The organism is Gemmobacter caeruleus (assembly GCF_008271655.1).
GTDB classification, from domain to species: domain Bacteria; phylum Pseudomonadota; class Alphaproteobacteria; order Rhodobacterales; family Rhodobacteraceae; genus Gemmobacter; species Gemmobacter caeruleus.
The window spans coordinates 533,821-557,043 of the sequence record NZ_VKKX01000022.1; the positions used below are offsets into that span (position 1 = coordinate 533,821).

Consider the following 23,223-nt stretch of genomic DNA (forward strand, 5'->3'; position numbering starts at 1 on the left):
ATGGCGGCGGGGCCAGAGGTCTATCAACGGCTGGCCGATCCGGTGCTGGCCTATGCCGACCGGCTGGCCGATGTGCGGGGCGAACGCCTGGGCGATCTGCTGCGCCATGCGACCGTGCTGCTTGACCGTTTCGGGTCGGGGCTGCAACGGGCCGGCGTGCCGGGGCCGGCGGTGCTGCCGGCGCGGCTCGCGCTTGGGCTGGTGCTGGATCACGAGGCCCGCGCCAATCGCGAGATCGACCCCGCGCTCTGGGGCGAGGGCGCGCGCCGCCTGCTGTTCGAGGGGCGCACCGTCGCCCTGGCGGATATCGCGGAATATCAGCGCCGCGCGGCGGGGGCCGGGCCGGATTATGTCGGCGCGGCGGGGTTTCTGGCCGCCTGCCTTGCCCGGCTGGAGGGCGCGCGGCGGCATTATGACAGCGGCCCGGTCACGACGAACTGGACCGGAATCCTGCTCGTCTTGATCAGCGCCTATGTGCTGGCAATCCTTGGCTGGGGCGCCTGGGTCGAATGGCGTTTTCACCGCGATCTGGCGGCGGCCTTTGACGCGCAGGCACTGGCCACCGGGCTGGACCGCGACGGCAGCTTTGTCGATCTGGCGGCGCGGCTGGATGCGCTGGCCGCCGCCGCCGATACCACCGCCGCCACCCGGGCGCGGGCGCCGGTCAACCTGTTCGCGCATCTGGCCGGCTATGATGCCGCCGACCGGGCGCAGGCCACCTATGCCGATGCGCTGGCGCGTCACCTGCCGCCGTTGCTGGCCCGCGCGCTGGATGATGCGCTGGCCCGCGAGGGCGAGCCGGTCGCCGCCTATGACACGCTGCGCGCCCATGCGGTGCTGTCAGGCGCGACCGAATGGCAACCCGACTGGCTCGCTGGCTGGACTGCGGCGCGCGTGGCCGAGGATGCGGCGCTGCGCGGGCTGGCGCCGCATGTCGCGCGGCTGGCCCCGCCGGCCACCGCCCCGCCCGCGCCGGATGCCGAATTGCTGGCCCAGGCCCGTATCCTGGCCGCCGAGGCCCCAGAGCCCGACCGCGCCTATCTGGAACTGAACCGCGCCGCCGCCACCGCCGCCCCGCCCGACTGGCGCCCCGATCAGGCGGTGCCGGGCCTGTCGGCGGTCTTGCGGCGTAAATCGGACCTCGCCTTTGACACGCCGATTGACGGGCTTTTCACCGATGCCGGCTGGGCCGAGGCACGCGATTTCGGCGCCGGGCTGGCGGTGCAGGCGGCGCGCGATCAGGCGGCACGGCTGTTCCCTACCCCGCCCCCGCCGCAAAACGACACGCCCGACATTCTGATGGACCGGCTGCAACAGCAGACGCTGGCGGTCTGGTCCGGCTATCTGGCCGATCTGCGGGTGCGCGAATTCACCACGCCCGACGCCTCGGTCCGCATCTCGGGCGAACTGGCGCGGCGCAATTCGGTGCTGGAACAGCTTCTGGCGCAGGTCTGGCAGCAGGCGGGCGGGCGCGACCGAAGCCGCAGCCATCCGCAGCAACTGGCCATTGCCGCCGAATTCGGGCCGATGATCCAATATGTCGAACAAGGCCGCATGCAAGAGATTGCCGCCCTGTTCGCCGGGCTGAATGTCGCGCTTGGCGCCATGGACCGGACCGAGGAAACCGGCCAGCAGCGCCTGATGTCGGCGCAGGATCGCGGGCGTTCGGTCGCCACGCTGGGGGTGGCGCCGACCGTGGTCGTGCAGATCGTCGAGGATACGCTGGCCCAGACCGGCGCCGCCCATGCCGATCTTCTGTCCAACCCGCTGACCCAGATCTGGCAGGCGCAAGTGCTGGAAACCTGCCTTCAGGCCACCGCCGGCCACTTTCCCTTTGCCGACAGCGCCGAGGAGGCCGAGCCCGCCACCCTTCAACACCTGTTCGGCCCCGGCGGGCTGATCGACCGCTTCGTGACCGGCCGCGCCGCCGAGATGCTGGATACCAGCGCAACCCCCTGGCGGTGGAAGCCCGAGGCAAGGTTCGAGGGGCTGGCCCCCGAAAGCGCCGCCTTCCTGCAACGCGCGCAGGCGATTGGCGCCGGTCTGTTCGGCAAGGGTGACCTGCGCGCCACGCTGACGCTTTCGGCACTGGCCGAACGCGGGCGGGCCTTTGTCACGCTGGGGGGCACCGGTGGCCCGGTCGAGGCCACGACCGAGGCGCTACGGCTGGATTGGCCCGGCCCCGACCCCGCTGCCGGGATCGAGGCGCGCTTTACCGGCGCGGGCGGCGAGGCGCGGCTGACGGCGCCCGGTCTCTGGGGGCTGTTGCGGCTGCTGGCGCCGCTGCGGCTGCGCGAACGCGATGGCGGGCAGCGTTTTCTGATCGACCTCAAGGCCGAGGATGCCCGGCTGTTTCTGGAACTGCAATTCGACAGCCCGCAGAACCCGCTGGCGCTGCGCGGGCTGATGCGCGGCCTGACCTGCCCGCCCGTCCTGTGATTTCCGCCCGAATCGCGGGAATTGCGTCATACTGCCCGCTATTGTCCCCGGCATTTCGCCAAGCCTGTTTTGAACATATATCTGACGAAAGACTCTGCCATGGTCACAAGAGAGAGAGAGTTTGATGACGATCTGCCGGCGGGCGGGCCCTCCCGTATCACCGTGTCGATCCCCGCCATCGAACAGGAGCATTTCTTCGCGCGCATGGACGGTGAGGAACAGCTGAGCCAGTGCTTTTCCTACAGTCTTCTGATCAGTTGCAAGGACATGAACCTGAAGCCGGAAACCGTGCTGGGCACCCCGGCGCTGGTGACCCACAAGCTGCACAAGCCGCGCCATTTTCACGGCTTCGTCACCGATTTCGCCCTGGAGGAGATACGCGACGATCTGGCGTTTTTCCGGCTCACGCTGCGGCCCTGGCTCTGGTTCCTGTCACTGGAAACCGACAACCGCATCTTTCAGGAAAAATCGGTGCCCGACATCGTGGAGGAGGTGTTTCGCGACTGGCCCGAGGCGCGGTTCAAATCCAGGATCGGCGGCCGACATGATAAGCGGGAATATTGCGTGCAATATGGCGAAAGCGACCTGGATTTCGTGCAGCGCCTGCTGGAAGACGAAGGCATATTCTATTACTTCACCCATGACGAAACCGGGCATGTCCTGATACTTTGCGACAGCAATCCGGCCAAGGACTGGATCCCGCTGACCTATCAGCCCGACGTCTTCCAACATCAATCGGGGCGCCACTACATCACGCATTGGGCGCCGCGCACGCAGGTCAGCAGTGGCAAGTTCACCGCCCGCGACTATGATTTCGAAAAACCGGCCCTTGACCTGACAGCCAGGCAGATCGCAGAGCCAAGACAGGCCCAGAACAAGGCCGAACTCTATCACTATCCGGGTCGCTATGTGGATCTGGGGACGGGCGAGGCCATCGCGAAACGCCGGCTGGAGGAGGCACAGGCAGATCATTGCCGTGTCAGCGCGAAGACCACGGCGCTTTTGCTGGCGCCGGGTCAATCTTTCGTGCTGGAGCATTTCCCGCGCGAGGTCGAAAATGGCGACTACTTCGTCGTCTCGGCCCGCTATTCGCTGTGGGACGAAGAATTGCGTGCCGGCCAGGCCAGTGACGAGGAAGGCTATGAGATGAGCATGGTCGTCTCGCCGCATGCGCAACCGTTTCGGCCGCCACGCATCACGCCGCGCCCGCGCATGGCGGGGCCGCAGACCGCCGTCGTGGTCGGGCCTGCCGGGTCGGAGATTTTCACCGACAAGTATTCGCGCGTAAAGGTGCAGTTCCATTGGGACCGGCTGGGCCGGCACGACGAGAATACCAGTTGCTTCATCCGGGTCAGTTCGGTCTGGGCCGGGGCGGGCTGGGGCTTCATCCAGATCCCGCGCATCGGGCAAGAGGTGATCGTGGATTTCCTGGAGGGCGACCCCGATCAGCCGCTGATCACCGGGCGGGTCTATAACGCGCAGCAGCCGGTGCCCTATGGCCTGCCCGACAATGCCTCGCAATCGGGGTGGAAAAGCTGGTCTACCCCGGGGGGGGGTGGCTGGAACGAGCTGCGGTTCGAAGACAAGGCCGGCGCGGAGGAAGTGTATTTCCAGGCGCAGAAAGACCACCGCGAATGGATCAAGCACAACGAAACCCGCCAGATCGACAATGATTTCGCCGAGGATGTGGGCCATGACGCGCAGCAATCCATCGGCCACGACCGCACCGAAAGCGTGGGCCATGACAAGCAGGTCAGCGTGGGCAACAACCGCACGGTGCAGATCGGCGTGAATGACGATGAAACCGTGGGGTCGAACCGCAGCCTGACGGTGGGCGCGAATGAAACGATCACCATCGGCAGCAATTCGACTGAAACCATCGGCGCGAACCATAGCCAGACCGTCGCCGTCGCGCAGACCATCACCGTAGGGGCCGCCCGCACCGATACCGTGGGCGCGGCCGAGGTGCGCAGCGTGGGGGCCGGGCAGATCAACACCGTGGCCGCCGACCGGCGCATGACCGTCGGCTCGGATCAGGTGCATGCCGTGGGCAGCAACGATCAATGGTCGGTCGGGTCGAACCAGTCGATCGACATCGGCGCCGACCAGACCGTCACCATCGGCGGCGGGCAGGTGACGCAGATCGGCAAGGATCAGATCGCCAAGGTCGGCGGCGCCCGCGGTATCGAGGTGGGCAAGAGCCAGGCGCACAAGATCGGCGAAAGCTGGGCGGTGAAGGCCGGCAAGACCATCATCCTCGAGGCGGGCGATGCCATCACGCTCAAATGCGGATCGGCCGCCATCGCGATGAAGAAGGACGGCACGATCACCATCGAAGGCAAGGACATCACGCTGAAAGGCTCGGGCAAGATCAATGCCAAGGCCTCGGGCGATGTGGTGATCAAGGGATCGAAGATCCTGAACAACTGAACAGCGGCGCCAGCGCCGGCGCGTCAGGGTCCACCGCCTGCGCCGGCTGGCCACGCCGCCAGACCTGCATCGCCGCGCCCTGCCCTGCCGCGCCTTCGGGCAGCGGTAGCGCCGCCAGTGCCGCCCATAGCGTTTCGGCATCCTGCCCACCTGCCTGCGCGGCGGTCAGCGCGGCATGGGCGGCATCGGCCCAGCGGTCCAGTGCCGGCGGATCAGGCAGATCACCGGCGATCGCGAAAGCCGCCAGCGGAAAGCGGCGGCCTGCGATATCGCGGCTTGGCACCGCAACACCGCAGGCCACACGCCCACCGGAGGCAAGACGCAGGCGCAGGCCCCCCTCAGGCCATGCCTCCTGCGTCACCAGATACCGCGCGGCCCAGCGATCCCAATAGACGCGGAACCCGTGCGGCAGCCCCCGCGTGACGAAATCCCCCGTCACCGGAAGTTTGCCGTGAAACCCGACCAGAGTCAGAAGCTCTGCGGGCATTTGAAATTGCCGAACATGCTCAGGTCGAAGGGATTTTCGACCGAAGCCGCCCGAAGTTCGAATTGCGCGGAAAAGCCGCCCAGCGACAGCGACAGGGTGAACAGTTCCGGCAGGTTGGTGCGCCCCAGCTTGCCTTTGCGGATCAGCCGCAGCCAGGCCCAGGCGCCGGTTTCCGACCCGATCACCTCGCCCGCGCCATCGACCGGCGTGAAGGAAAGCGAGATGAGGTTGGTGCCGTCCTTGCCGGGCCAGGTCATCGCCTGCGGGCGGGTGGCGGCGTTGAAATAGACCAGTTGCTGCCCGTCCACATTCAGCGTCACGCGCGAGGCATTGGCCGACAGATCCTTGGCCTCCAGCGTGAAGGCCATGATCGGCCCCGCCCCGCCGGGGAACAGCCCGTCGCGGATCGACCGCGCCTGTTCAAAGGGTTGCAGGCTGGCCGCCGGCAGGCCGAAATCGGCGCGCCAGTTCCAGGGCCGCACCGTGGTATCGACATATTGAATGAGATGGGTGTTGGTGAAGGTGTCGATCAGCCCGCCGGGGCCGAACAGGCGCTGAAAATCGGCGGTATTCACGTCAATGGCCGAGCCCGCCTCGAACGGATAGCGCCCGGCGGTGGCCGAGGTGCAGAAGGGCAGCACATCCGCCCGCCACCGCGCGTTGAGCTGCGCCACCACCGCTTCGCGCGTCACGCTGATCGTATCGCCCGCGAGGCCGGTCAGCCAGTCATCCACCGGATCGGGCAGGATGGCCGCGACATTGCTCAACTGCCCGGTCAGTTGCGGCAACCCGCCCCGCGCCAGCAACGCGGCTTCGGGGTCGGGGCTGGCGGCGACGGTCTGCAATTCGTTGGCCAGCGCGCCAAGCGCGGTTTCGGCATCGGTAATCAGGGGGGGCACGCCGTCCACCTCGGTCACCGTGGCCTTGAGCGGGGCGAAATGCGTGGCGATCACGGTGCCCGGCGGCTGGGCCGGGGTGTCGCCCTTGCCGGCGGGGATCAGCTTTGATCCTTTGCTGGCCAGCTTGCCCAGTTTGCCCAGCTTCTTGGTCGCGGCCCCGATCAGCCCGTCGGGCACAGCATCCGCCGCGCTGTCCTCGGGCGGCGGGCGGGTCAGGTCGGTTTCCTCGACCACCGCGCGCAACAGCCGCTTGAGCGTGCTGTCGGGGCTGGCCAGATCCTTGAGATTGGCGGTCGCGGTTTGCAGATCGGCAATCGGCGCCAGCCGCACATCCCGCAGGAACCCGTCCCATTGCGCGATGAAATCATCGGAATAGAGCTTGAGCATATCGGCCTGCAACGTCTCGACCGAGGTGTCGGAACTGTCGGAACAGCCACCGGCAAACACCTCGCGGTCCAGTGCCGCCTGTGCTGCGACCTCGGGCAGCAGCGGCAGCACGGTGTCGTGGAAACCGGCAAAGGTATAGGCCCCCGACAGGCCCACCCGCAGCGTCTTGCCCGACAGCCGCGTCAGCACCCGCGCGCTGTTCGGCCCGGCCTTGTCGGCGGGCACCCAATCGGGCAGCGCCGTCACCGCCGCATCCTGCATCAACGCATTATAGGCCCGGACCGACAGCGGCACCGTGCAGATGGATTGCAGCGCCGCCGCGACCAGACGGTCATCGGCGGTGATGCGGGCCGCGGCCTCGTCGCCCGCGGCGCGGTCGATGGCGGCCAGTTGATGCGCCAGCGCGGCCTCGGTCGGGAAAGGGTCGATCGGGGCATGGCCGGGCAATTGTTCCTGCCAGAACCGCGCCAGGAAATCCGGGTCATAGGGCGCCCGGCCGGTCATCATGTGATAGGCCTTGAGCGCGCCCAGCAGATATTCCGGGTTGCGGATCTCGCGCAGCATCGTGGCTTCCAGCAGCGCGACCATGCGCGGTTCCAGAATGGTGCGCAGCCCGTGATCGTAGGAAATCTGCTGCGCCCGGCCCAGATCGGTCTGCGCCGAAGGCCCCGCCAGCGTCAGCAGGCTGGCCTGCACCGGGCTGCGCGCGGCCTCGATCCCGGTCATCGCCTCCAGTGCCAAGTCCAGATCCAGCGGATCGGTCGGTGCCTGACGCGCCGCGACATTGGTCAGCCGCGCCGACAGATCGGCGGTCAGCCGGGCCTGATCGGCAATCGCCCCGGACCAGCGCAGGAAGGAAAACAGGAACAGGATGCCGGCCAGCACCACCAGCAGCGTCGCCCCCGCGACCGAGCCACGCCAGAGCCAGACCCGCCGCTCCTCGGCCGCGCGGTCGAACAGGCCAAGGCCGGATTCGGCAAAGATCACCTCGCTCAGCAGGTTGCGCAGGAAATAGCTGCGCTGTTCCCCCGCGCGGCGCGGCAGGGGCGGTTGCGCGCGCAGGCCATAGGCGGCGGCGGTATCGCCCAGCATCCGGTCGATGGGCGAGCCCTCTTGCGCGGCCGAGGTAAAGTAGAACCCGCGCAGCCAGGGCGTTGCCTCATAGCGGCTTTCGCCGAAAACCGTCTCGACCAGAATGCGCAAGGGGCCCTCGACCCGCTCCATCTGCGCGGGAAAGCGGAACATCTCGGCCCGGGCGGTCAGGTTGTTGTCTTCGGCCAGACGGGCCGAAACCCGCCCCTCAAGCGCCGACAGAAGCCCGCGCAATTCGCGCGCGATCCCGGTCGGGTCGGGCCGCGCATCGGGGGCCAGCGTGGCGCCCCAGACCTGTTCGCGGTCACGGCTGGTCAGATCGGCAAAGAACTCCTCGAAGCCGGGCACCAGATCGGCCTTGGTGATCATCAGATAGACCGGCAACTGCATTTCCAGCCGTTCGCGCAATTCGGCCAGACGTTTGCGGATCTCGCGGCCATGCTGGCGCAGCGCGCCTTCGTCGCCCAGCAATTCCTGCATCGACAGGGTGACAATCACCCCGTTCAGCGCCCGCCGCCCGCGATGCTTGCGCAGCAGATCGAGGAAACCGCGCCATTCGGCGGCGTCCACCTCGGGGTCGGATTGCTGCTGCACATAGCGCCCGGCGGTATCGACCAGCACCGCCGTATCGGTAAAGAACCAGTCGCAGTTGCGGGTGCCGCCGACGCCCTTGATATCGTCGCCCAGATCAATCGGGAAATGCAGCCCCGATTGCTTGAGCGCGGTGGTCTTGCCGGTGCCGGGCGGGCCGATGATCATGTACCACGGCATTTCACGCAGGAATTTCTTGGTGCCCAGCCGGGATTTGCGCATCTGGGCCAGCACGTCCTGAAACTTGCCCGTCACCTCGGCCAGATTGGCGTCGCCCGGTTTCGCGGCGGGGGCAACCGGCGCCGCCGCCAGTTCGGTCACGAACATCCGGTTGCGCCGGGCCGCGCGCAATTGCCCGATCAGCACCGTGAACAGCCACAGCACCACGATCACCCCGATGGCGATCAGGCGCGACAGTTCGGTTTCCAGCGGATGCAGGTCGCCAAAGGCCAGCAGCGCGCCGAATTGCCAGATCAGCGCGCAAAGCAGCGCCATGCCGACAAAGACCCAGAACCGGCGCGAGATGAAGAAACGAAGGATGGCCTTGATCGCGCGCATGGGTCAGAGCCTTTTCTCGATGCGGATTTCCACCCGGCGGTTCTGCGCCCGGCCCGCCTTGGTCGCGTTGTCGCCCAGGGGTTCGGTATCGGCGCGGCCTTCGGAACTGACCTGATCGGCGGGCAGACCCGCCTCGACCAGCAGCCGCGCGATGGTGGCGGCGCGCGCCTCCGACAGGCCCTGATTGGACTGGAACGGATTGCTGCGCTGCACCGGCACGCTGTCGGTATGGCCGACCACGGTGATGCGGCCGATCACCTCGGCATTCTCCTGAATGACCTTGGCGATGGAGGCGATCAGGGGCGCGTATTCCGCGTTCAGATCGGCCTTGGCAGAGCGGAACACCTCGGGCGCGGTGCCCTGCACCATCAGGACCGCCAGCGACACATCCTCGCGCCCTTTCAGCGCGGCGGCGGTTTCCTTGGGCGCGCCGGCGGCGAACAGCGGCAGCAATTCAAAACTAACCGGGGCGGCGGCGGGCGGCGGGGGCGGCGCGTCGGTGTTGCGCAGCGGGCGGAAAATCTCGGCCCGGTCCTTGGGGGGCAGGCTGGCGGCGGTGGCGAACAACTGTTCCGCCTTGCTGCCCAGTTGCAGCGACAACCCGGTATAGATCGCGGCGATCAGCGCCAGGGCGACCAGCCCCACCGTCCAGATCGGCACGACAAAGCGGCGCGGCTCATCCGGGGCATCGACGCCTTGCCAATGCGGCGAAAGCGGCGCGGCCAAAGCCTCGGGGTTGCGCATCAGCCGGGCGATCTGGCTGCGCAGCGCCATGATCGCCGCCTCGCCGGTGGCGCCTTGCGGGCGATACTGGCCGCGAAACCCGAGCGAGAGGCACAGGAACGCCAGCTCCAGCAGATCGGGGTCACGGGTCGGGTGGCGCACCAACTCCTCCAGATGCCGGAAAAACCGGGTGCCGGCATCCACCTCGCCGGTCAGCGACAGAACAAGCGGCTGGCGCGGCCATGCGCTGTGCCCGCCCCAGGGCGTATTCAGCGCGATGTCGTCGATCAGCGCGGCGACGAACCAGGCCGCCTGATTGGCCCGCGTCAGCGGTTGGCCAAGCGCGACGGCACTGTCGCGGCATTCGATCAGGCTGGCCTGCATGCGTTCGCGCAGGATCTCGGGCTGGGCCGGGGGGGCGGCGCTTTCCAGTTCGGGCGCCAGTTCCAGAAGCGGCGCAAAGGCGGTGACCAGCGGGTTGGGGTTGGCCCGCGCGGCGCGGGGGCGCAAGGGCGGCGCCGGCGTCATCGGCGCCTGCACCCCGCCATAGGGCGAGGGCTGGTGCAGCGGCTGGAACGGTGTCGGCTGCGGGGGCGGTTGCGGGGTCAGCGGCGGCAAGGGCGCGGCCCCGGCCACCGGGCGGATCCGCGTCCGTCCGGCATCGGTGCCCAGGCCAAAGGGATCGTCCTTGTCGCTCATGCCGTCACCTGCTTACTGCATAGCAGTCGATCTGGGGTTCGCGTTCCAACTGCCCCGACACGCCGATGACAAAGCCCGGCGCGGTGAACAATTGCCCCCAATGTTCCGATTTCTGGTCCAGCTCCAGGCAGAGCCTTTCGCCGTCATACGGGATCTCGCGCGGCTGCGAATGCAGCGGTTTCAGCGCGATGCCCGGCAGGCGCGATTTCCACAGCATTTCAAAGGCATCCGCCGCCCCTACCGTCGCCTGATCGACAAAGATGCGGCGCAGCGCCTCGTCCGACAGGTCTGACCCCACGCGCAGCACGATCCGCGCATTGCGCAGGATTTCGGGGTTGTCGATCCGCACCTTCCAGATGTTCTGCGCGTGCCGCGCCACCGGCAGGGCCCGCGATTTCGGCTCCACATGGCGCAGCGACAGCATGAGCGAGCGCAGCGTATCGGCCAGCGCCGCAAAGGCCGGGCCGGGCGCGCGATGGTCATAGGCGGGCAGATCGGACAACCGGCGCGAGGATGACCCATAGGTCGCCATGCGCCCCGCCAGCGCCACCAGTTCCTCGTAAAGTGCGCAGGGATGACACAGGTTCTGCGCCAGAAGATGCGCGAAACGCGGGCGCGCAGCATTGGCCAGTTCAAGGATCAGCAGGTTCTCGATCGAGCGGCCGGCGCCGCCCAGCACCAGCGCGCCATGCGCCTCGGCGATGCGGTCAAGGCCGGTGACGATTTCCTGCAACAGCCCGGCATACCAGGGCAGCGCGGCGATGGTCAGGGCTGGCACCAGATCGCCCTCGGGCTGGGCGACCGATCCGTCGGCGCGCAAGCCCTCCACCTGCGCCAGCGGCAGGGTGACAAAACCCGCCACCGCCTCGCCCGGGGCCAGCAGCCGCAGGTTCAGCCGCGCCACCTCCAACTCGGCGGGATCGGCGCCGTTGCGGATCGTGTCGCGCATCTCGGCGATCTCGCCGCGATAGCGGGCACCGGCGCCTTCGGCATGGGCAGGGTCGATGGTGGCGACGCCGGGCTGTTCCACCGGCAGCGCCAGATGCACCGCGCCTGCCGCCCCGGCGGCAATCGCCACGGGGGCGGGCGGCGCCGCGTCTTCGGGAATGGCAAAGGGCGTGCCATCGGGGAACAGCCCCCGCGCCGCACGGATCGCCACCTGCCCGGCATCCAGCGCGGCACGGTCCAGCTCCAGCCGGGCAAAGCCCCAGGGCTGGTGGGGCGTGGCCAGCAGACCCGCCCGCATCAGCGCCTCGGTATGGCGGTCCTGTTGCTGGAAATGCTGCGTCCGCAGGTAAAGCCCCTCGGACCAGACAACCCTGTTGCGTTCGGTCATACCCTTCCCCTTCCGGTGCCGTCTTATGCCGGGCTCAGCGCCACGCCGCTGCCGCTGATCACCAGGCTGAAGGTCACGCTGTCGGTGGCCGAAACCGGCGATTTGGCGCGGAACCGCTTGCCGCCCGGGTCGCGGAAACCCGCGATCACGCCGATCACGGTGGTGCCGGCATCCAGCCCGATGGTGCGGCTTTGCTTGGCCCCCGCGGTCAGCGCGATCTGGTCGGCCTTGATGAACTCGGCCCCGAGCGCGGTCGCCGGGTCCTGCAAGGCAAAGAAATCCGCGCCGTCAAAGGCGCCGGCGGAACGCATCTGCACGATCTGCACCGTCAGCGGGCGGTCCACCCCGTCGGGGCCGGGGTTCATGCCGGCAGCACCCTGCGCCACGATGGTCACGGCACCGGGGCCGGCGGGGGTGCAGGCGACCAGTCCAAGCGTGGTCGCCCCAAGCAGAAAATCACGTCTTTCCATCGTCGTCCAAGCTCCTCTCGTTTTCATAGGCGTTGCGGAAATCCGCGCCGACCTCGCCCAGAAAGCGGTCTTCTGCGGCGCGGGCGATGTCGCGATAACGGTCGGCATAGAGCTGCCAGAGCCGGGCGGGCCGCCCCCCCGCCACCAGGGATTTGAGCAGCCCGACATCCTCGATCTCGGATTCAAAGGCGGCGGGGTCGAAACGGTCGATCATCCGGCGCAGCGCGGATTGCAGGCCGCTCCAGGTGCGGCGCTGGTGGTCGTGCAGGTCGCGAAAGGCAGCGGTGATCGCGGTGTCGGGGTCCAGATAGCCGGGGCCGCGCGCGGCGATCAGGGCGGTGAGGGCATCCTCGGTCGTCACAAGGAATTTCAGCGGGTTCACGTCGCTGGCCCCGATCACCGTCTGCGCCACCCGGGCAGAGCCCTTTTCCCGCGCCCGGGCCCGCAAGAGCTGCACCAGCCCCTCGGCCAAAAGGCGGAAGCGGCGGCCAAGCGCCTCGATTTCGGCGGGGCTGCCCTGAAATCCGGGGGGCGGCGCGATGCCCATGCCGCGCAACAGATGGGCCAGCAACTCTGCCTCGGGCAGCGATGCGGGTTGTGCGGCGGCCTGTGGCGCCGGTTGTGGCGGCGGGGCGGGGACCACCGGCGCCGCAGGGGGCGGGGGCGCCTCGGGCATAGCGGGGGGCGCGGGCGGGGGCGCAGCGGGGCGCACCACCTCGCGCGGCAGGCCGAAATCGCCAAAGTCGAAATCCGGCCGGGGCGCGGCGGGGGTCAGATCCACCGCCGCCGCCGGGCGCGCCGGCAGGTCGATCGAGAACGGGTCGTCGAACATCGGCGGCGGGGCGCTGGCGGCCTCGGGCGCGGCAAAGGCGGCGCGCGGCGGCGCATCGTCAAACGGGTCGGGCAAAGAGGCCGGGCGGGGCGGCGCAGGGGCTTCGGGGCGCGGGGTAAAGAAATCGTCGCCGAACATCGAGGACGCGGCCGGCGGCGGGGCCGGCGCGGCAGCGGCCTCGACCTCGACCCGGATCACGAAATCGCCCATCCGCAGCCGCATGCCCGGCATCAGCGTGGCGGTCACGCCCTGCCCCAGCGGCTGCATCGCCTGATCCAGAAACAGCCCGCCCCGGCTTTCATCGGTCACGCTGAACTGGCCGCCCTGTGCCACGATCACGCAATGCCGGCGCGACACGAACATCTGCGGATCGTCGATCTGCCAGTCGCAATCGGCGCCGCGCCCGATCGACAGACTGCCCTCGGCCAGACGCATCTCGCGCCGCGCCTGCGTGCCGGGGCCGCTTTCCAGGATCAGCCGCAGGCTCATGCCGCCACCCCCTCGTCCTCGCGGGCGGAAAAGCCGCGCAACAGGTGGTCATCGGCATCGCCCCCGCCGCGCGGCGCGCCCAGCCAGCAATCCAGCCCCAGCCGCACCTGACCCAGACGCGGCGCCGGAATTTCATCCCGCGCGAGGATCGGCCGCAGGTCAAAGGCGATGTCGGTGCCCGCCACCAGCCGGATCGCCCGGCGCAGCGCGCGGCGTTCGGCGCGGTCGGTGACCAGCCCGACATAGCGCGACAGGCTGAGCGGCCCGACCCGCAGCTCGGCCCGGCCCTGCCGCTGATAGACCCGCGCGCCCACCACCGCGCCCTGACCCAGACGGGCATGGGCTTGCCCCAGCCGCGATTGCAGCGGGGCCGGGATCTCCAGCCAGTCGCCGATGAATTCCACCAGCCGCACCGGCGCGCCCAGAAAATCCGACAGATAGAGGGTCAGCCGCTCTGGCCCGTTCACCTCTTGCGCCAGCGAGGTGGCCAGTCGCAGCGCCAGATCGGGGTCGCGGCTGGCGCTGTTGGCCTCACGCAGGCCGGGCAGGCCCACGCCGGCCAGCGTGGAGATCATCGCCCCCAGCCGCCCGCCGCCGGGATGTTCCACCTGCACCTCGGGGTGCTGATCGGCCCAGGCCCGCCAATAAAGCGCGAGCATCCGGTGTTGCAGCATGTTGCAGAAATCGAGGAAGGTCGTGTCGGCGCTGGCCCGGGCCGCGCCCGAACTGAACCAGCGTTCCGCCTGCCGCGCCATGATCCAGCGGGTCAGGTGCAGGGGCATCGCGCCTTCGGGGCCGAAAAGGCCCAGCACCTCGATCTCGACCCGGGCGGGTTCGTCCTCTTGCCCCGGCTGAAAGCCCGCCACGTCGCGGGTGGCAAAGCCCAGACGGGCGCGCTGGCCCAGACGCGCGGGCTCCTGCCCCGGCCCGCCCGACCGGCCAAAGCGCCGCCCCCCGCGTTCCAGCCGGCGCAGCAGTTCAAAGAACTGCAGGTTTTCGGGGGCGGGGCTGCGAAAGCTCAGATCAGGGCGCGGGTGCCCGGCGTCATCGGCCATGCCACCTCCTCCTGTTTCTGGGAAAGCCGGGTGCGGGTGCGCACAAAGGCGTTGATGCTGGCATGGCGCGCGAACAATTGCGCCAGCAGCGCCGAAAGCAGCAGCGACGACGCGCCCGAGAGCGGCCCCTCGTCGATATGCAGCGTGATCTCGATCCCCTTGCCCAGGCAAAGCGGGCCGGGCAGCGGCAGCCGTTCGATCACCTGCCGCGAAGTGACCCGCGCGACCGAGCGCACATGCCGCGCCAGCGCGGGGTCGCCACGGTCGGCATAAAGTTCCAGCATGGCGCGCAGCGGTTCGGCATTGCGGCTTTCCTCGGCCAGCGACAGATGATTGAGCGAGAATTGCCCGATCAGCCGCCAGGTCAGGTCATCAAGTTGCGCCTCGCCGTCGCGGCCCAGTTGCGGCAGGCCCGCGACCAGCGCGCCACGCGGCCGGCGCATCGGCGACAGCAGGTCGATCCGCATCACCGGATCGCCGGTTTCCAGCGCAAGGCGCGGCGTGTCGTCCAGGATCGGCAGATCGCGGTTGGAACAGAGCGCGCGGATATCCAGCCGCCGCAGCGGCCGGGTCTGCACCACGCCCGCCGGGCGCGAGACGGTGATGAAAAGATCGTCGCCGGTATAGCTGGTGCGCGTCTGGCCGCGGCGCAGTTCCTCGGGGCCAGGGCGGCGGGGGCGGCGCTCGGTGCTGTAGACCAGCCCCGAGCCCAGCCGCGCCGCCGGGGTGAACAGCGATTGCAGGTCGGCCTCCGGCCCCTCGGCCTCGGTATCGGCCACGCGCAGCAGGCGGTGGATCTCGAAATCCATCGCGCGGGAACGGTCGGCATGGACGACATGCGCCGTGGCGCGCGGGTCCAGATCCACGACGTTGCATTCCTTTTCGAACAGATTGACGATCGGCGTCGCGAACAGCCGGAAATCCTTGACCGAGACCGCGGACAGCGCCGAGGCCGGGCGCCCCAGCGGCAGGATCACCTCCAGCGCCTTGCTGCCGCAGGACAGCACCGCCGGGCGCAGCCCGGTCAGGCGCAGGCCGTGGAACCGTTCGGGCATCAGGAAATATTCCCGCATCAGGCGGTAGCCCTCGAAGGCGCCGCGCAGGCGCGGCAACAGCGCCTCGTCGTCGCGGATGCCGACAAGGCCGGGCAAGGGCAGTTCATGCAGCGCCGCCGCCGCTTCGGCCCGCCGCGCCAGCCCCGGCAAGGGGGCAGCAAACAGCGCGTCAAAGATCGCGCCCGAACGTGCCCCACCCGAGAAATCCAGTTCCAGCCGATCCAGCGCCAGTTCCGACAGCAGCCCCACCCCGCTGCGCCGCAGCACCAGCCGCAGCCCGGCCTCGGCGCCACGCATCCGCGCATCGGGCACCCCCGCCGCCGACAGCGCGCCGCGATCCTGAAGATATTCGACCGTCTCCAGCGCCAGCGGCCAGAGCGTGACATCCTGCACCGTGGTATAGGTCGCGCGGGTCGCGATGCCCTCGCGCAGCGCCGCCACCAGCCGGGTGCCGCGCTTGACCACATGGCCCTCGGCCATGGTCTGAACCTGCGGGCCGGGATGCAGCACCACGCTTGACATCGCGGGGGCTGGCCCCGCCAGATCCGGGTAAAGCGCATCCAGCACGCCGCGCACATGGCGCTGGCTTTCGGCATCCAGCTTCAGCCGGGTGCGCGCCGCCAGATAGGCCACCCCCTCCAGCAGCCGTTCCACATAGGGATCGGGACAGGGCAGCGTATCAAGCGACAGGTTCCGCGCCACCGTCGGATGCAGCGCGGCGAATTCCTGGGCGAGCTCGCGGATATGGGCCAGCTCGCTTTCGTAATAGCCCAGAAAGGCGCGGTCCATCGCCTAGCCCTCCTCGATCCGGGTCGCGGCGCGACCATTGTCGAGGTCGATCGTCGTCGAAAGCCGCAGCCGTTCCGGAACGGGCGACAGCATCAGCACCGCCTCCAGCCGGATGCGCAGCCCCTCGCGCGGCGAGGCATCGACGATCACCCGGATCGTGTCGCGCTTGAGCCGCGGCTCAAAGACCGCGATCACCTCGCGCAATTCGCGGCTCAGCGCCTCGGGGTCGAAATCGCGCGCCTGCCGGCCGGAAAAGGCGGGCACGCCGTAATTCAGCACCGACCGGCGCACATGGGGAAAATCCTCCAGCACGTCACCCGGATCCTCGGCGCCGCCGCGCTCCATGTCCGACAGAAGAAAGCGCGATTGCAGCCGCTCCATGCCGAACAATTCCTCAAGATCGCGCCGCACCGCCTCGCGCAGGACATCGGCATTGATGATGATGCCGCGCTCCTCCAGAAAGGTGCGGCGCGACAGCAGCGCCAGGAACTGTGCCAGTTCCCGCCGCCGCTCCTCGTCCAGATCGGTGGCCTGATCCACCGCGCGCGGCCCGGCCGCGATGATCGCCTCCAGCCGTTCAGCCCCGATAACGGCGCCGATCTCGCGGTGCCGGTGATCGGTTTCGCTGACCAGCCCCGGCAGATCGTCCACCAGACGATCCCAGAGGCTGGGCTGCACGGCCTCGCGCCGCGCCTGTTGCTGGGCTGGTCCCTGGGCCAAACGCGCCCCCTTTCGCCTGCCGCGGCTTAACGCGCCGCGACCAGATCGTATTCGACCTCGTGTTCATCGCCTTTGGAATGATCGTCGGCCTGCACCACATATTTGATGGCGACCTTTTCATAGGACACGCCGATCCGTTCCGAGATCAGTTCGGGGCTGCTGTCCTCGGGGGCGTTCTGGCTCATGGAATAGCCCGAGATGATGCAGTTGGTCAGCGTGATGATCAGGTAATCCAGATGGGCATCGCCCGAATCCTTGCGCGCGGTGAACACGATTTCGGAGAAGGATTTGCCCCGCGCGCAGGCCAGCGCCAGATAGGGCGAGGCGGCGTCGAACCATTTGAAGAAGGTGAAATCGCTCAGTGTCGCGCGGCCGCGGGTGCGCCCCGAGCCGACCGAGGCGGAGCTGGATTGCGAGGCCTCGAACGACACGCCGAAAACGTCGATCTCGCCCTCATGTTCGGCGCGGCGGCTTTCGCCGTCGATGCCCTCGATCTTGAGATAGCCGGTAAATGCCATGGGTCTGTCCTTTCAAAAGCTCTGTTCGGGGAAGAAATTCTGCCACCCCGGCAAGGGGCGGGTCTTGGAAAGGGAAAGCCGGGGCCGCAAACCGGCCCCGGGACAGGGAAACCGGATCAGGAGCCCTTGACCGAGGGCAGTTCCGACACCAGCCGGAGCGAGGCGTTGATCCCCTCAAGCTGGTAATGCGGCCGCAGGAAGAAGCGCGCATTGTAATAGCCCGGCCGCCCCTCGACGCTGTCCACCTGCACCTCTGCCATGGCCAGCGGCCGCTTGGCCTTGGCCTTGTCATCGGCCATGGCGGTATTGGCCAGCACATAGCGGTTGATCCATTCCGACAGCCAGATCTGCATGTCGTTGCGTTCCTTGAAGGTGCCGATCTTGTCGCGCGCGATGGCCTTGAGGTAATGCGCGAAGCGGCAGACCGGCAGCAGATAGGGCAGATTGGCCGAGAGCCGCTCATTCGCCTGCGCGTCCGGGTCCACCAGCCGCCCGGCGCGGGCGTCATCGTCTTGCAGACTGTGCGCACCGATGAAGGCCGCCAGATCGGTATTCTTGCGGTGCAGGATCGGCATCATGCCCAGCTTGGCCAGTTCCGCCTCGCGCCGATCGTCGATGGCGATCTCGGTCGGGCATTTCATCGCGACCGATCCGTCATCGGTGGGGAAGGTATGCACCGGCAGATTGGTGACCGTGCCGCCCGATTCCACCCCGCGGATCTGGGTGCCCCAGCCATAGAGCTTGTGGCTGCGGTTGATGTTCACCCCCATGGCAAAGGCCGCGTTCATCCAGACGTAATGATCGTGCTTGCCGTCGATTTCCTCCTCGAAGGCGAAACCCTTGACCGGCACGGTATTGGCGCCATAGGGCAGCCGCGCCAGCACGCGCGGCATGGTCAGGCCGATATAGCGCGCATCCTCGCTTTCGCGCAGGCTTTGCCAGCTTGCGTAATCGGGCGAGGAGACGATCTGCTTGAGATCTTGCGGATTGGGCAGTTCCTGCCAGCTTTCCATGCGGAAAAGCTGCGGCGCGGCGGCCGCGATAAAGGGCGCATGCGCGCTGGCGCAGATGCCAGACAGGTTGCGCAACAGGCCCACATCGCGCGGGTGATGGCTGAATTCATAGGCCCCCACCAGCGCGCCAAAGGGCTCGCCCCCGAACATGGAATATTCGTCGGAATAGATTTTCTTGAAGGCGGGGGACTGGTCCCACATCTGGCCCTCGAAATCCTCCAGCTGGTCGGCGAGCTGATCCTTGGTGATGTTCAGCACCCGGATCTTCAGCTTGCTGTCGGTTTCGGTGTTGTTGACCAGGTAATGCAGCCCGCGCCAGGTGCCTTCGATCTGGCGCATCTCGGGCGCGTGCAGGATCTCGTTCACCTGTTTGGTCAGGATCTGGTCGATGCCCGCGATCAGCGATTTGATCGACTTGACCGCATTGCCGGAAATCGTGGCGGTGCCGGAACGGTCGCGGGCGGCGACGGCCAGGTTCTGCACCAGTTTCTGCAACTTGGCGCCGTCATCCTCGCGGACGCGGAAATCCTTTTCCAGCAGGTCGTTGAATTCGCCCAGGTCGATGGCCTGGGCCTCGGCGGCTCCGGCGGCGCCTTCGGTCTGTTTCGCGTCGCTCATGGCTTATTCCCCGCTTTCGGATTTCATCGCCTCTTCGGCGACCTGCGCCAGAAGCGGCTCATTGGTCAGCAGCTGGGCGATGCGTTTCTCGGCATTCACCTTGCCATCCATATAGCCCAGCAGTTCCTCAAGCTGGCGGCGCATGGCCAGCAGTTCGGCTAGGGCGGGCACCTGTTCGGCCACCTTGTCGGGGGCGAAATCGCCCATGTTGCGGAAGGAGAGATCGACGAACATCTCCTCATCGGCCGCGGCGCCGTCGGCGGCAGGCAGCGTGTTGGGCACCCGCGCCTTCACCCGGGGCGACAGCGCCTCCATGAACTTGTTGAAGCGGCCCGCGTCGATTTCGACAAAGGCGCGCTCGGCCGGGGGTTTCTGCGCCTCGCGGGTTTCGGAACTGCCCGCGAGATCGGCCATGACGCCCATGACGAAGGGCAGTTCGATCGTGGTCGGGCTTCCGTAATGCTCCACATCATAGGCGATCTGCACCCGCGGGGCGCGGTTCCGCTCAATGACCTTCGCCTTGCTCTCGCTCATCGCTCATTCTCTCCCGGCTTTGGATTTGTCTTCAAAAACCCCGGCGACGCTGCGAAATTCCTTCAGGCCGCTGGGCGCGATTTCTTCCATCAACTGCATGAAATTCATGGGCACCATCTTGCGCATCCGCCGTGCCAGATGCGGGATCGGCGACGAAGGCTCGGTGCGTTCGTAAAAGTCTATGATGAGGTCGAGACATTTCTCGACATCGCGCCGCGTGTTGATCTGGCCGGGGATGGCGGGTGCCATGGCGGCGGCGGGCACAGCTGCGGCGGCGGTCTGGGGGGCGGCGGCGGTCATGGCGGCCTCGGGTTGCGGCGTGCTGTCGCTGGCATTGAGCGCGGTGGCGATGCGGGTAAGGAATTTCCTCAGCCCGTCGAATTTCACCGCGACGCCATTATCGGTGACATGGGGGGCCAGCGCGGTTTCCAATGCGGCGATACCGGCCAGCGCCGCGGCGGTGGCCTCGCGCAGGGCGGCCATTTCATCGGGGCGTTCGGCGGTGGTGGCGCGACAGGCCGCCGTCACGCGGTTCAGCCGCGCCTCGTGTTTCGTGGCCAGATCGGCCAGTTCCTTGTCGTTCAGCCCGCTGGGGCATTCGGCCAGAAAGGCCTGCCGGGTCAGCGCCGCCGCGGCCAGATCGCCGCCGGTGATGACGCCCAGACCGCGCGGCGCCAGCAGCGGCACGAATTCCAGATCGCCCAGCACGCCGCCATCGTTGTTTTCCAGCTGGAAAAGCGCGTTGATCCGCCGCAAGGCCGCCTCGCGCGGCGAGGGCGAGGGGCGCAGCGCGGGGTGCAGGCTTTCCCAGAACCCGGCGACGCTGCGGGTGATCAGATCCAGCCCGCCCGCCAGCCCGGCCAGCCCGTCTTCGTTGGTCATCAGCCGCGCGACAATGACCAGCAACCGCAGGTCGCGGCCCGATTGCGCCAGCACCCGCGCCTCATCGGCCATTTCGGACCAATCCAGTTCCACCGCGCCGGTGCCGCCATTTTCTACGGCGCGCAGACGCGCGGCGCGGCCGGCGGGTTGCAGTCGATTTTCAAGGGCGTGAAAGCGGGCATCGTTCCGCAAATCCGAACCGGACGGATGCGTGGAATCAAGCGGTTGCAGAAACGCCTCAATATCCATGGTGCCAGAACTGTAAATCAAAAAGAATGTGGCCAAGGTTGGCACGGCACCGCGATTCTTGCAACGCTGCCGTGCAGGACCGACGCGCGGCGATCAGGGCCGTGATTCCAGCAGCCGCGAGGCCAGGCCGATGATGTTGCCCGGCCGCTCTTTCTGCGCCACGGCCAGCGATTCCGCGAAAGAGGCGATGGATTCGTCGCGCGGGCGGCGGGTGTCGAACAGATCCTCGCGGGTCAGGATGGCGAGGATCTCGCTCTTGCCGAAATCGCGGTCGGTGACCTGCATCGCCAGCCGCGTGCGGTCGGCCTTGAATTCATCGACCGACCACAGCACCCGCACCCGCCGCACCCCGTCGGCCACGGTGCCAAGCGCCGAAAGCGCGGTTTCGCCGGCATTCATGTTCGGCACCAGGTTGAAGACCTTGCCGGTATTGTCCACCGCCATGACCCAGAGCCGCCCCTCGCTCAGCGTGGCGGGGGCCAGCACCTCCACCACCGGATTGTCGCCCTTGTGATAGACGCCGGTCAGATTGGCCTCGCCCGTGGCGCCCTGCCCCAGCCAGACCGACAGCGCATTGCCCGGCACATCGGGCAGCACCTGCCGCACGGCGCAGAGGTCGGGGTTCAGCACGGTCAGCGCGGGCGCCACGGTGCGATCCCCCACGATGTCGCGCAGCGCCAGTTGCAGATCCGTCGCCAGCCCGGTATCGGGCGCGGCGCCGGTGATGGCGATGGTGGCCCCGAACGGATAGCCCCCCGCCGGCGGGTCCACCAGGCTGAGCCGCCCGCAGGTCGCGCGCGATTCCAGCACCGGGTCCAGCACATCGCGGCCCAGCAGTTTCGGCCCGACGGTCAGCGACAGGCTCAGGTCGATCTGGCCCGCCCTGGCCCAGCCCTCCAGGGCCGCGCGGATGGTTTCGGCGGTGCGGGCATCGGGGGCAAGGCCGGTGACGGTGGCCTTGCGGTCGCTCAGCCGGAACGACCAGTCCTGCACGCCCTTGGCCGCCGCGAAGCCCGCCGCCGCCGTTTGCGGCCAGTCGGGCGCAGGCGCGCCGGCGGCCAGCGTGACGGCGCTTTCCGGCGCCTCGGCCCCGGCCAGGGCGGCGAACCCCGCCCGCAGCGCCGCCGCCCCGGCGGCATCGGGAGCATGGGCCGCCAGTTGCGGCGCGCCGCCCTCGGGGGCCGATGCCTCCAGCGTGTAGGGGCTGACCACGGGCAGCGTGGGCGTCAGGAACGGGTCGAACACCCCGGCGATCCAGGCGCCCGCCCCCCCCAGCCCCAGCACGACCGGCAGCAGCAGCCACAGCCAGCCCGCCCCGCGCCGTGCGGGGGCGGCCTCCTTGCGGCGGGGCGGCGGGGCTGCGCGGGTTTCGGGCGCGCCCCCACCCTTCAGCGTCTTGTCCAGTTGCGCGACCACTGCCGCCGCACTGGGCGCGCGCGCCTCGGCCTTCGGGGCCGACAGCCATTCGATCAGCCCCTTCAGCGGCTCGGGCAACCCTTGAGTTTCCAGCGGTTCCTGCTTGCGGCGGATCATCTCGCCCGGGGTCTGCCCGGCAAAGGGGATCTGCCCGCGATAGGCCGCCAGCAGCAGCGCGCCAAGCGCATAGAGATCCGATCGCGGCTCGGCCCGGCCCTCAAGCTGTTCCGGCGCGGCATATTCGTATTTGCCGGCGAAATCGTTGCCGACAATGGTGCGCGCGCCCGCCGCCGTATCCTTGGCGATGCCAAAGTCGATGATCGTCGCGCGCTCCGGGCTGCCATCGCGCAGGATCACATTATCGGGCGACAGGTCGCGATGCACGATGCCCTGACGATGCGCCGCCGTCAGCCCCTCGGCGATGCGATGCGCAATGATCATCAGCTCGCGCGGCTCCAGCCGGCGTTGCTGCATCAGATCGGCGATGGAGGGGCCGGCGATGTAATCCATCACCAGAAACACATGCCCCTGATCGCTGCGCGAACATTCGGTATAGCGCACCACCGCATCATCGCGGATGTCGCGCATCTGTTCCTCGCGGCGCATCAGTTCGATGTAGCCGTCCTGCCCGGAGAATTGCGCGTTCAGCGCCTTGATCGCCACCACGCGACCGGAGATGAGGTTGCGCGCCCGATACACCTCGCCGGTGCCGCCCCGGCCCAGCACGCCCTCGATCTCATAGGTGTTGTTCAGCACCTGCCCGCGCTGGAAAATGTCGCCCGGCAAAGCCTCGATCATCTGAAAACCCTCATGCTCTCAAAGCCTTCGGGGCGAAAAATCGTGCCCCTCGCAAAACTGTCGCGCAACGGATGATTCCAGACTAGACTGAGTCCCGGGAGTTTTCCCGTTTTTTCTGCATCAGACGTTCTTGCACCCCATTTT

Annotated in this window: 16 protein-coding genes; 2 read left to right on the forward strand and 14 right to left on the reverse strand. The window is 68.1% G+C overall.

Annotation, left to right across the window (positions count from 1 at the left end; genetic code table 11):
* Together FOA17_RS09580 and FOA17_RS09585 are read left to right on the forward strand one after the other, a co-directional pair.
* Positions 1-2,439: an ImcF-related family protein gene (locus FOA17_RS09580; RefSeq protein WP_149141242.1), complete on the forward strand. Its 2,439-nt coding sequence runs from the start codon at positions 1-3 to the stop codon at positions 2,437-2,439.
* Between the two features lie 99 nt (positions 2,440-2,538).
* Positions 2,539-4,869: a type VI secretion system Vgr family protein gene (locus FOA17_RS09585; RefSeq protein ID WP_149141243.1), complete on the forward strand. Its 2,331-nt coding sequence runs from the start codon at positions 2,539-2,541 to the stop codon at positions 4,867-4,869.
* On the opposite strand, the gene tagF is transcribed toward FOA17_RS09585, so the two are convergent.
* The 14 genes from tagF to FOA17_RS09655 form a co-directional block, all read right to left on the reverse strand.
* Entirely contained in the window at positions 4,841-5,356 is a 516-nt protein-coding gene (tagF, locus tag FOA17_RS09590; protein WP_149141244.1) for a type VI secretion system-associated protein TagF, read from the reverse strand. The genes FOA17_RS09585 and tagF overlap by 29 nt on opposite strands.
* A complete protein-coding gene (gene tssM, locus FOA17_RS09595) occupies positions 5,338-8,883 on the reverse strand; it encodes a type VI secretion system membrane subunit TssM (RefSeq protein WP_149141245.1) in 3,546 nt (1,181 codons plus the stop codon). The genes tagF and tssM overlap by 19 nt, the downstream gene beginning before the upstream one ends.
* A gap of 3 nt (positions 8,884-8,886) precedes the next feature.
* On the reverse strand, positions 8,887-10,305 hold the full coding sequence (gene tssL, locus FOA17_RS09600; protein ID WP_149141246.1) for a type VI secretion system protein TssL, long form: 1,419 nt from the start codon (positions 10,303-10,305) through the stop codon (positions 8,887-8,889).
* Between the two features lie 4 nt (positions 10,306-10,309).
* Positions 10,310-11,641 (reverse strand): type VI secretion system baseplate subunit TssK, encoded by a 1,332-nt coding sequence (gene tssK / locus FOA17_RS09605; protein ID WP_149141247.1) that lies wholly within the window; start codon positions 11,639-11,641, stop codon positions 10,310-10,312.
* Between the two features lie 23 nt (positions 11,642-11,664).
* On the reverse strand, positions 11,665-12,111 hold the full coding sequence (gene tssJ, locus FOA17_RS09610) for a type VI secretion system lipoprotein TssJ (RefSeq protein ID WP_149141249.1): 447 nt from the start codon (positions 12,109-12,111) through the stop codon (positions 11,665-11,667).
* Positions 12,098-13,432, reverse strand: coding sequence for a type VI secretion system-associated FHA domain protein TagH (tagH, locus tag FOA17_RS09615; RefSeq protein ID WP_149141250.1), 1,335 nt, complete (start codon positions 13,430-13,432; stop codon positions 12,098-12,100). Before tagH ends, tssJ begins: the two co-directional genes overlap by 14 nt.
* Positions 13,429-14,487: a type VI secretion system baseplate subunit TssG gene (gene tssG, locus FOA17_RS09620; RefSeq protein WP_149141251.1), complete on the reverse strand. Its 1,059-nt coding sequence runs from the start codon at positions 14,485-14,487 to the stop codon at positions 13,429-13,431. Before tssG ends, tagH begins: the two co-directional genes overlap by 4 nt.
* Positions 14,451-16,331, reverse strand: coding sequence for a type VI secretion system baseplate subunit TssF (gene tssF, locus FOA17_RS09625; RefSeq protein ID WP_149141252.1), 1,881 nt, complete (start codon positions 16,329-16,331; stop codon positions 14,451-14,453). Before tssF ends, tssG begins: the two co-directional genes overlap by 37 nt.
* Before the next feature lie 3 nt (positions 16,332-16,334).
* Positions 16,335-17,051 (reverse strand): type VI secretion system baseplate subunit TssE, encoded by a 717-nt coding sequence (gene tssE / locus FOA17_RS09630; protein ID WP_149141253.1) that lies wholly within the window; start codon positions 17,049-17,051, stop codon positions 16,335-16,337.
* A gap of 26 nt (positions 17,052-17,077) precedes the next feature.
* Positions 17,078-17,569, reverse strand: a complete 492-nt coding sequence (locus FOA17_RS09635; protein WP_149141254.1) for an Hcp family type VI secretion system effector — start codon at positions 17,567-17,569, stop codon at positions 17,078-17,080.
* Positions 17,570-17,685: 116 nt separating this feature from the next.
* Positions 17,686-19,200: a type VI secretion system contractile sheath large subunit gene (gene tssC, locus FOA17_RS09640; protein ID WP_149141255.1), complete on the reverse strand. Its 1,515-nt coding sequence runs from the start codon at positions 19,198-19,200 to the stop codon at positions 17,686-17,688.
* Positions 19,201-19,203: 3 nt separating this feature from the next.
* Complete coding sequence (gene tssB, locus FOA17_RS09645) at positions 19,204-19,734, reverse strand: type VI secretion system contractile sheath small subunit (RefSeq protein ID WP_149141256.1); 531 nt, start codon at positions 19,732-19,734, stop codon at positions 19,204-19,206.
* 3 nt (positions 19,735-19,737) lie between these two features.
* Positions 19,738-20,865: a type VI secretion system protein TssA gene (locus tag FOA17_RS09650; protein ID WP_149141257.1), complete on the reverse strand. Its 1,128-nt coding sequence runs from the start codon at positions 20,863-20,865 to the stop codon at positions 19,738-19,740.
* Positions 20,866-20,958: 93 nt separating this feature from the next.
* Positions 20,959-23,079, reverse strand: coding sequence for a protein kinase domain-containing protein (locus tag FOA17_RS09655; RefSeq protein WP_149141258.1), 2,121 nt, complete (start codon positions 23,077-23,079; stop codon positions 20,959-20,961).
* Positions 23,080-23,223 lie beyond the last annotated feature (144 nt).

Bases quoted from the DNA above. Each gene is read 5' to 3' on its own strand.
- FOA17_RS09580 (WP_149141242.1), top strand. From the start codon at position 1: ATGGCGGCGGGGCCAGAGGTCTATCAACGGCTGGCCGATCCGGTGCTG.
- FOA17_RS09585 (WP_149141243.1), top strand. From the start codon at position 2,539: ATGGTCACAAGAGAGAGAGAGTTTGATGACGATCTGCCGGCGGGCGGG.
- tagF (WP_149141244.1), bottom strand. From the start codon at position 5,356: ATGCCCGCAGAGCTTCTGACTCTGGTCGGGTTTCACGGCAAACTTCCG.
- tssM (WP_149141245.1), bottom strand. From the start codon at position 8,883: ATGCGCGCGATCAAGGCCATCCTTCGTTTCTTCATCTCGCGCCGGTTC.
- tssL (WP_149141246.1), bottom strand. From the start codon at position 10,305: ATGAGCGACAAGGACGATCCCTTTGGCCTGGGCACCGATGCCGGACGG.
- tssK (WP_149141247.1), bottom strand. From the start codon at position 11,641: ATGACCGAACGCAACAGGGTTGTCTGGTCCGAGGGGCTTTACCTGCGG.
- tssJ (WP_149141249.1), bottom strand. From the start codon at position 12,111: ATGGAAAGACGTGATTTTCTGCTTGGGGCGACCACGCTTGGACTGGTC.
- tagH (WP_149141250.1), bottom strand. From the start codon at position 13,432: ATGAGCCTGCGGCTGATCCTGGAAAGCGGCCCCGGCACGCAGGCGCGG.
- tssG (WP_149141251.1), bottom strand. From the start codon at position 14,487: ATGGCCGATGACGCCGGGCACCCGCGCCCTGATCTGAGCTTTCGCAGC.
- tssF (WP_149141252.1), bottom strand. From the start codon at position 16,331: ATGGACCGCGCCTTTCTGGGCTATTACGAAAGCGAGCTGGCCCATATC.
- FOA17_RS09635 (WP_149141254.1), bottom strand. From the start codon at position 17,569: ATGGCATTTACCGGCTATCTCAAGATCGAGGGCATCGACGGCGAAAGC.
- tssC (WP_149141255.1), bottom strand. From the start codon at position 19,200: ATGAGCGACGCGAAACAGACCGAAGGCGCCGCCGGAGCCGCCGAGGCC.
- tssB (WP_149141256.1), bottom strand. From the start codon at position 19,734: ATGAGCGAGAGCAAGGCGAAGGTCATTGAGCGGAACCGCGCCCCGCGG.
- FOA17_RS09650 (WP_149141257.1), bottom strand. From the start codon at position 20,865: ATGGATATTGAGGCGTTTCTGCAACCGCTTGATTCCACGCATCCGTCC.
- FOA17_RS09655 (WP_149141258.1), bottom strand. From the start codon at position 23,079: ATGATCGAGGCTTTGCCGGGCGACATTTTCCAGCGCGGGCAGGTGCTG.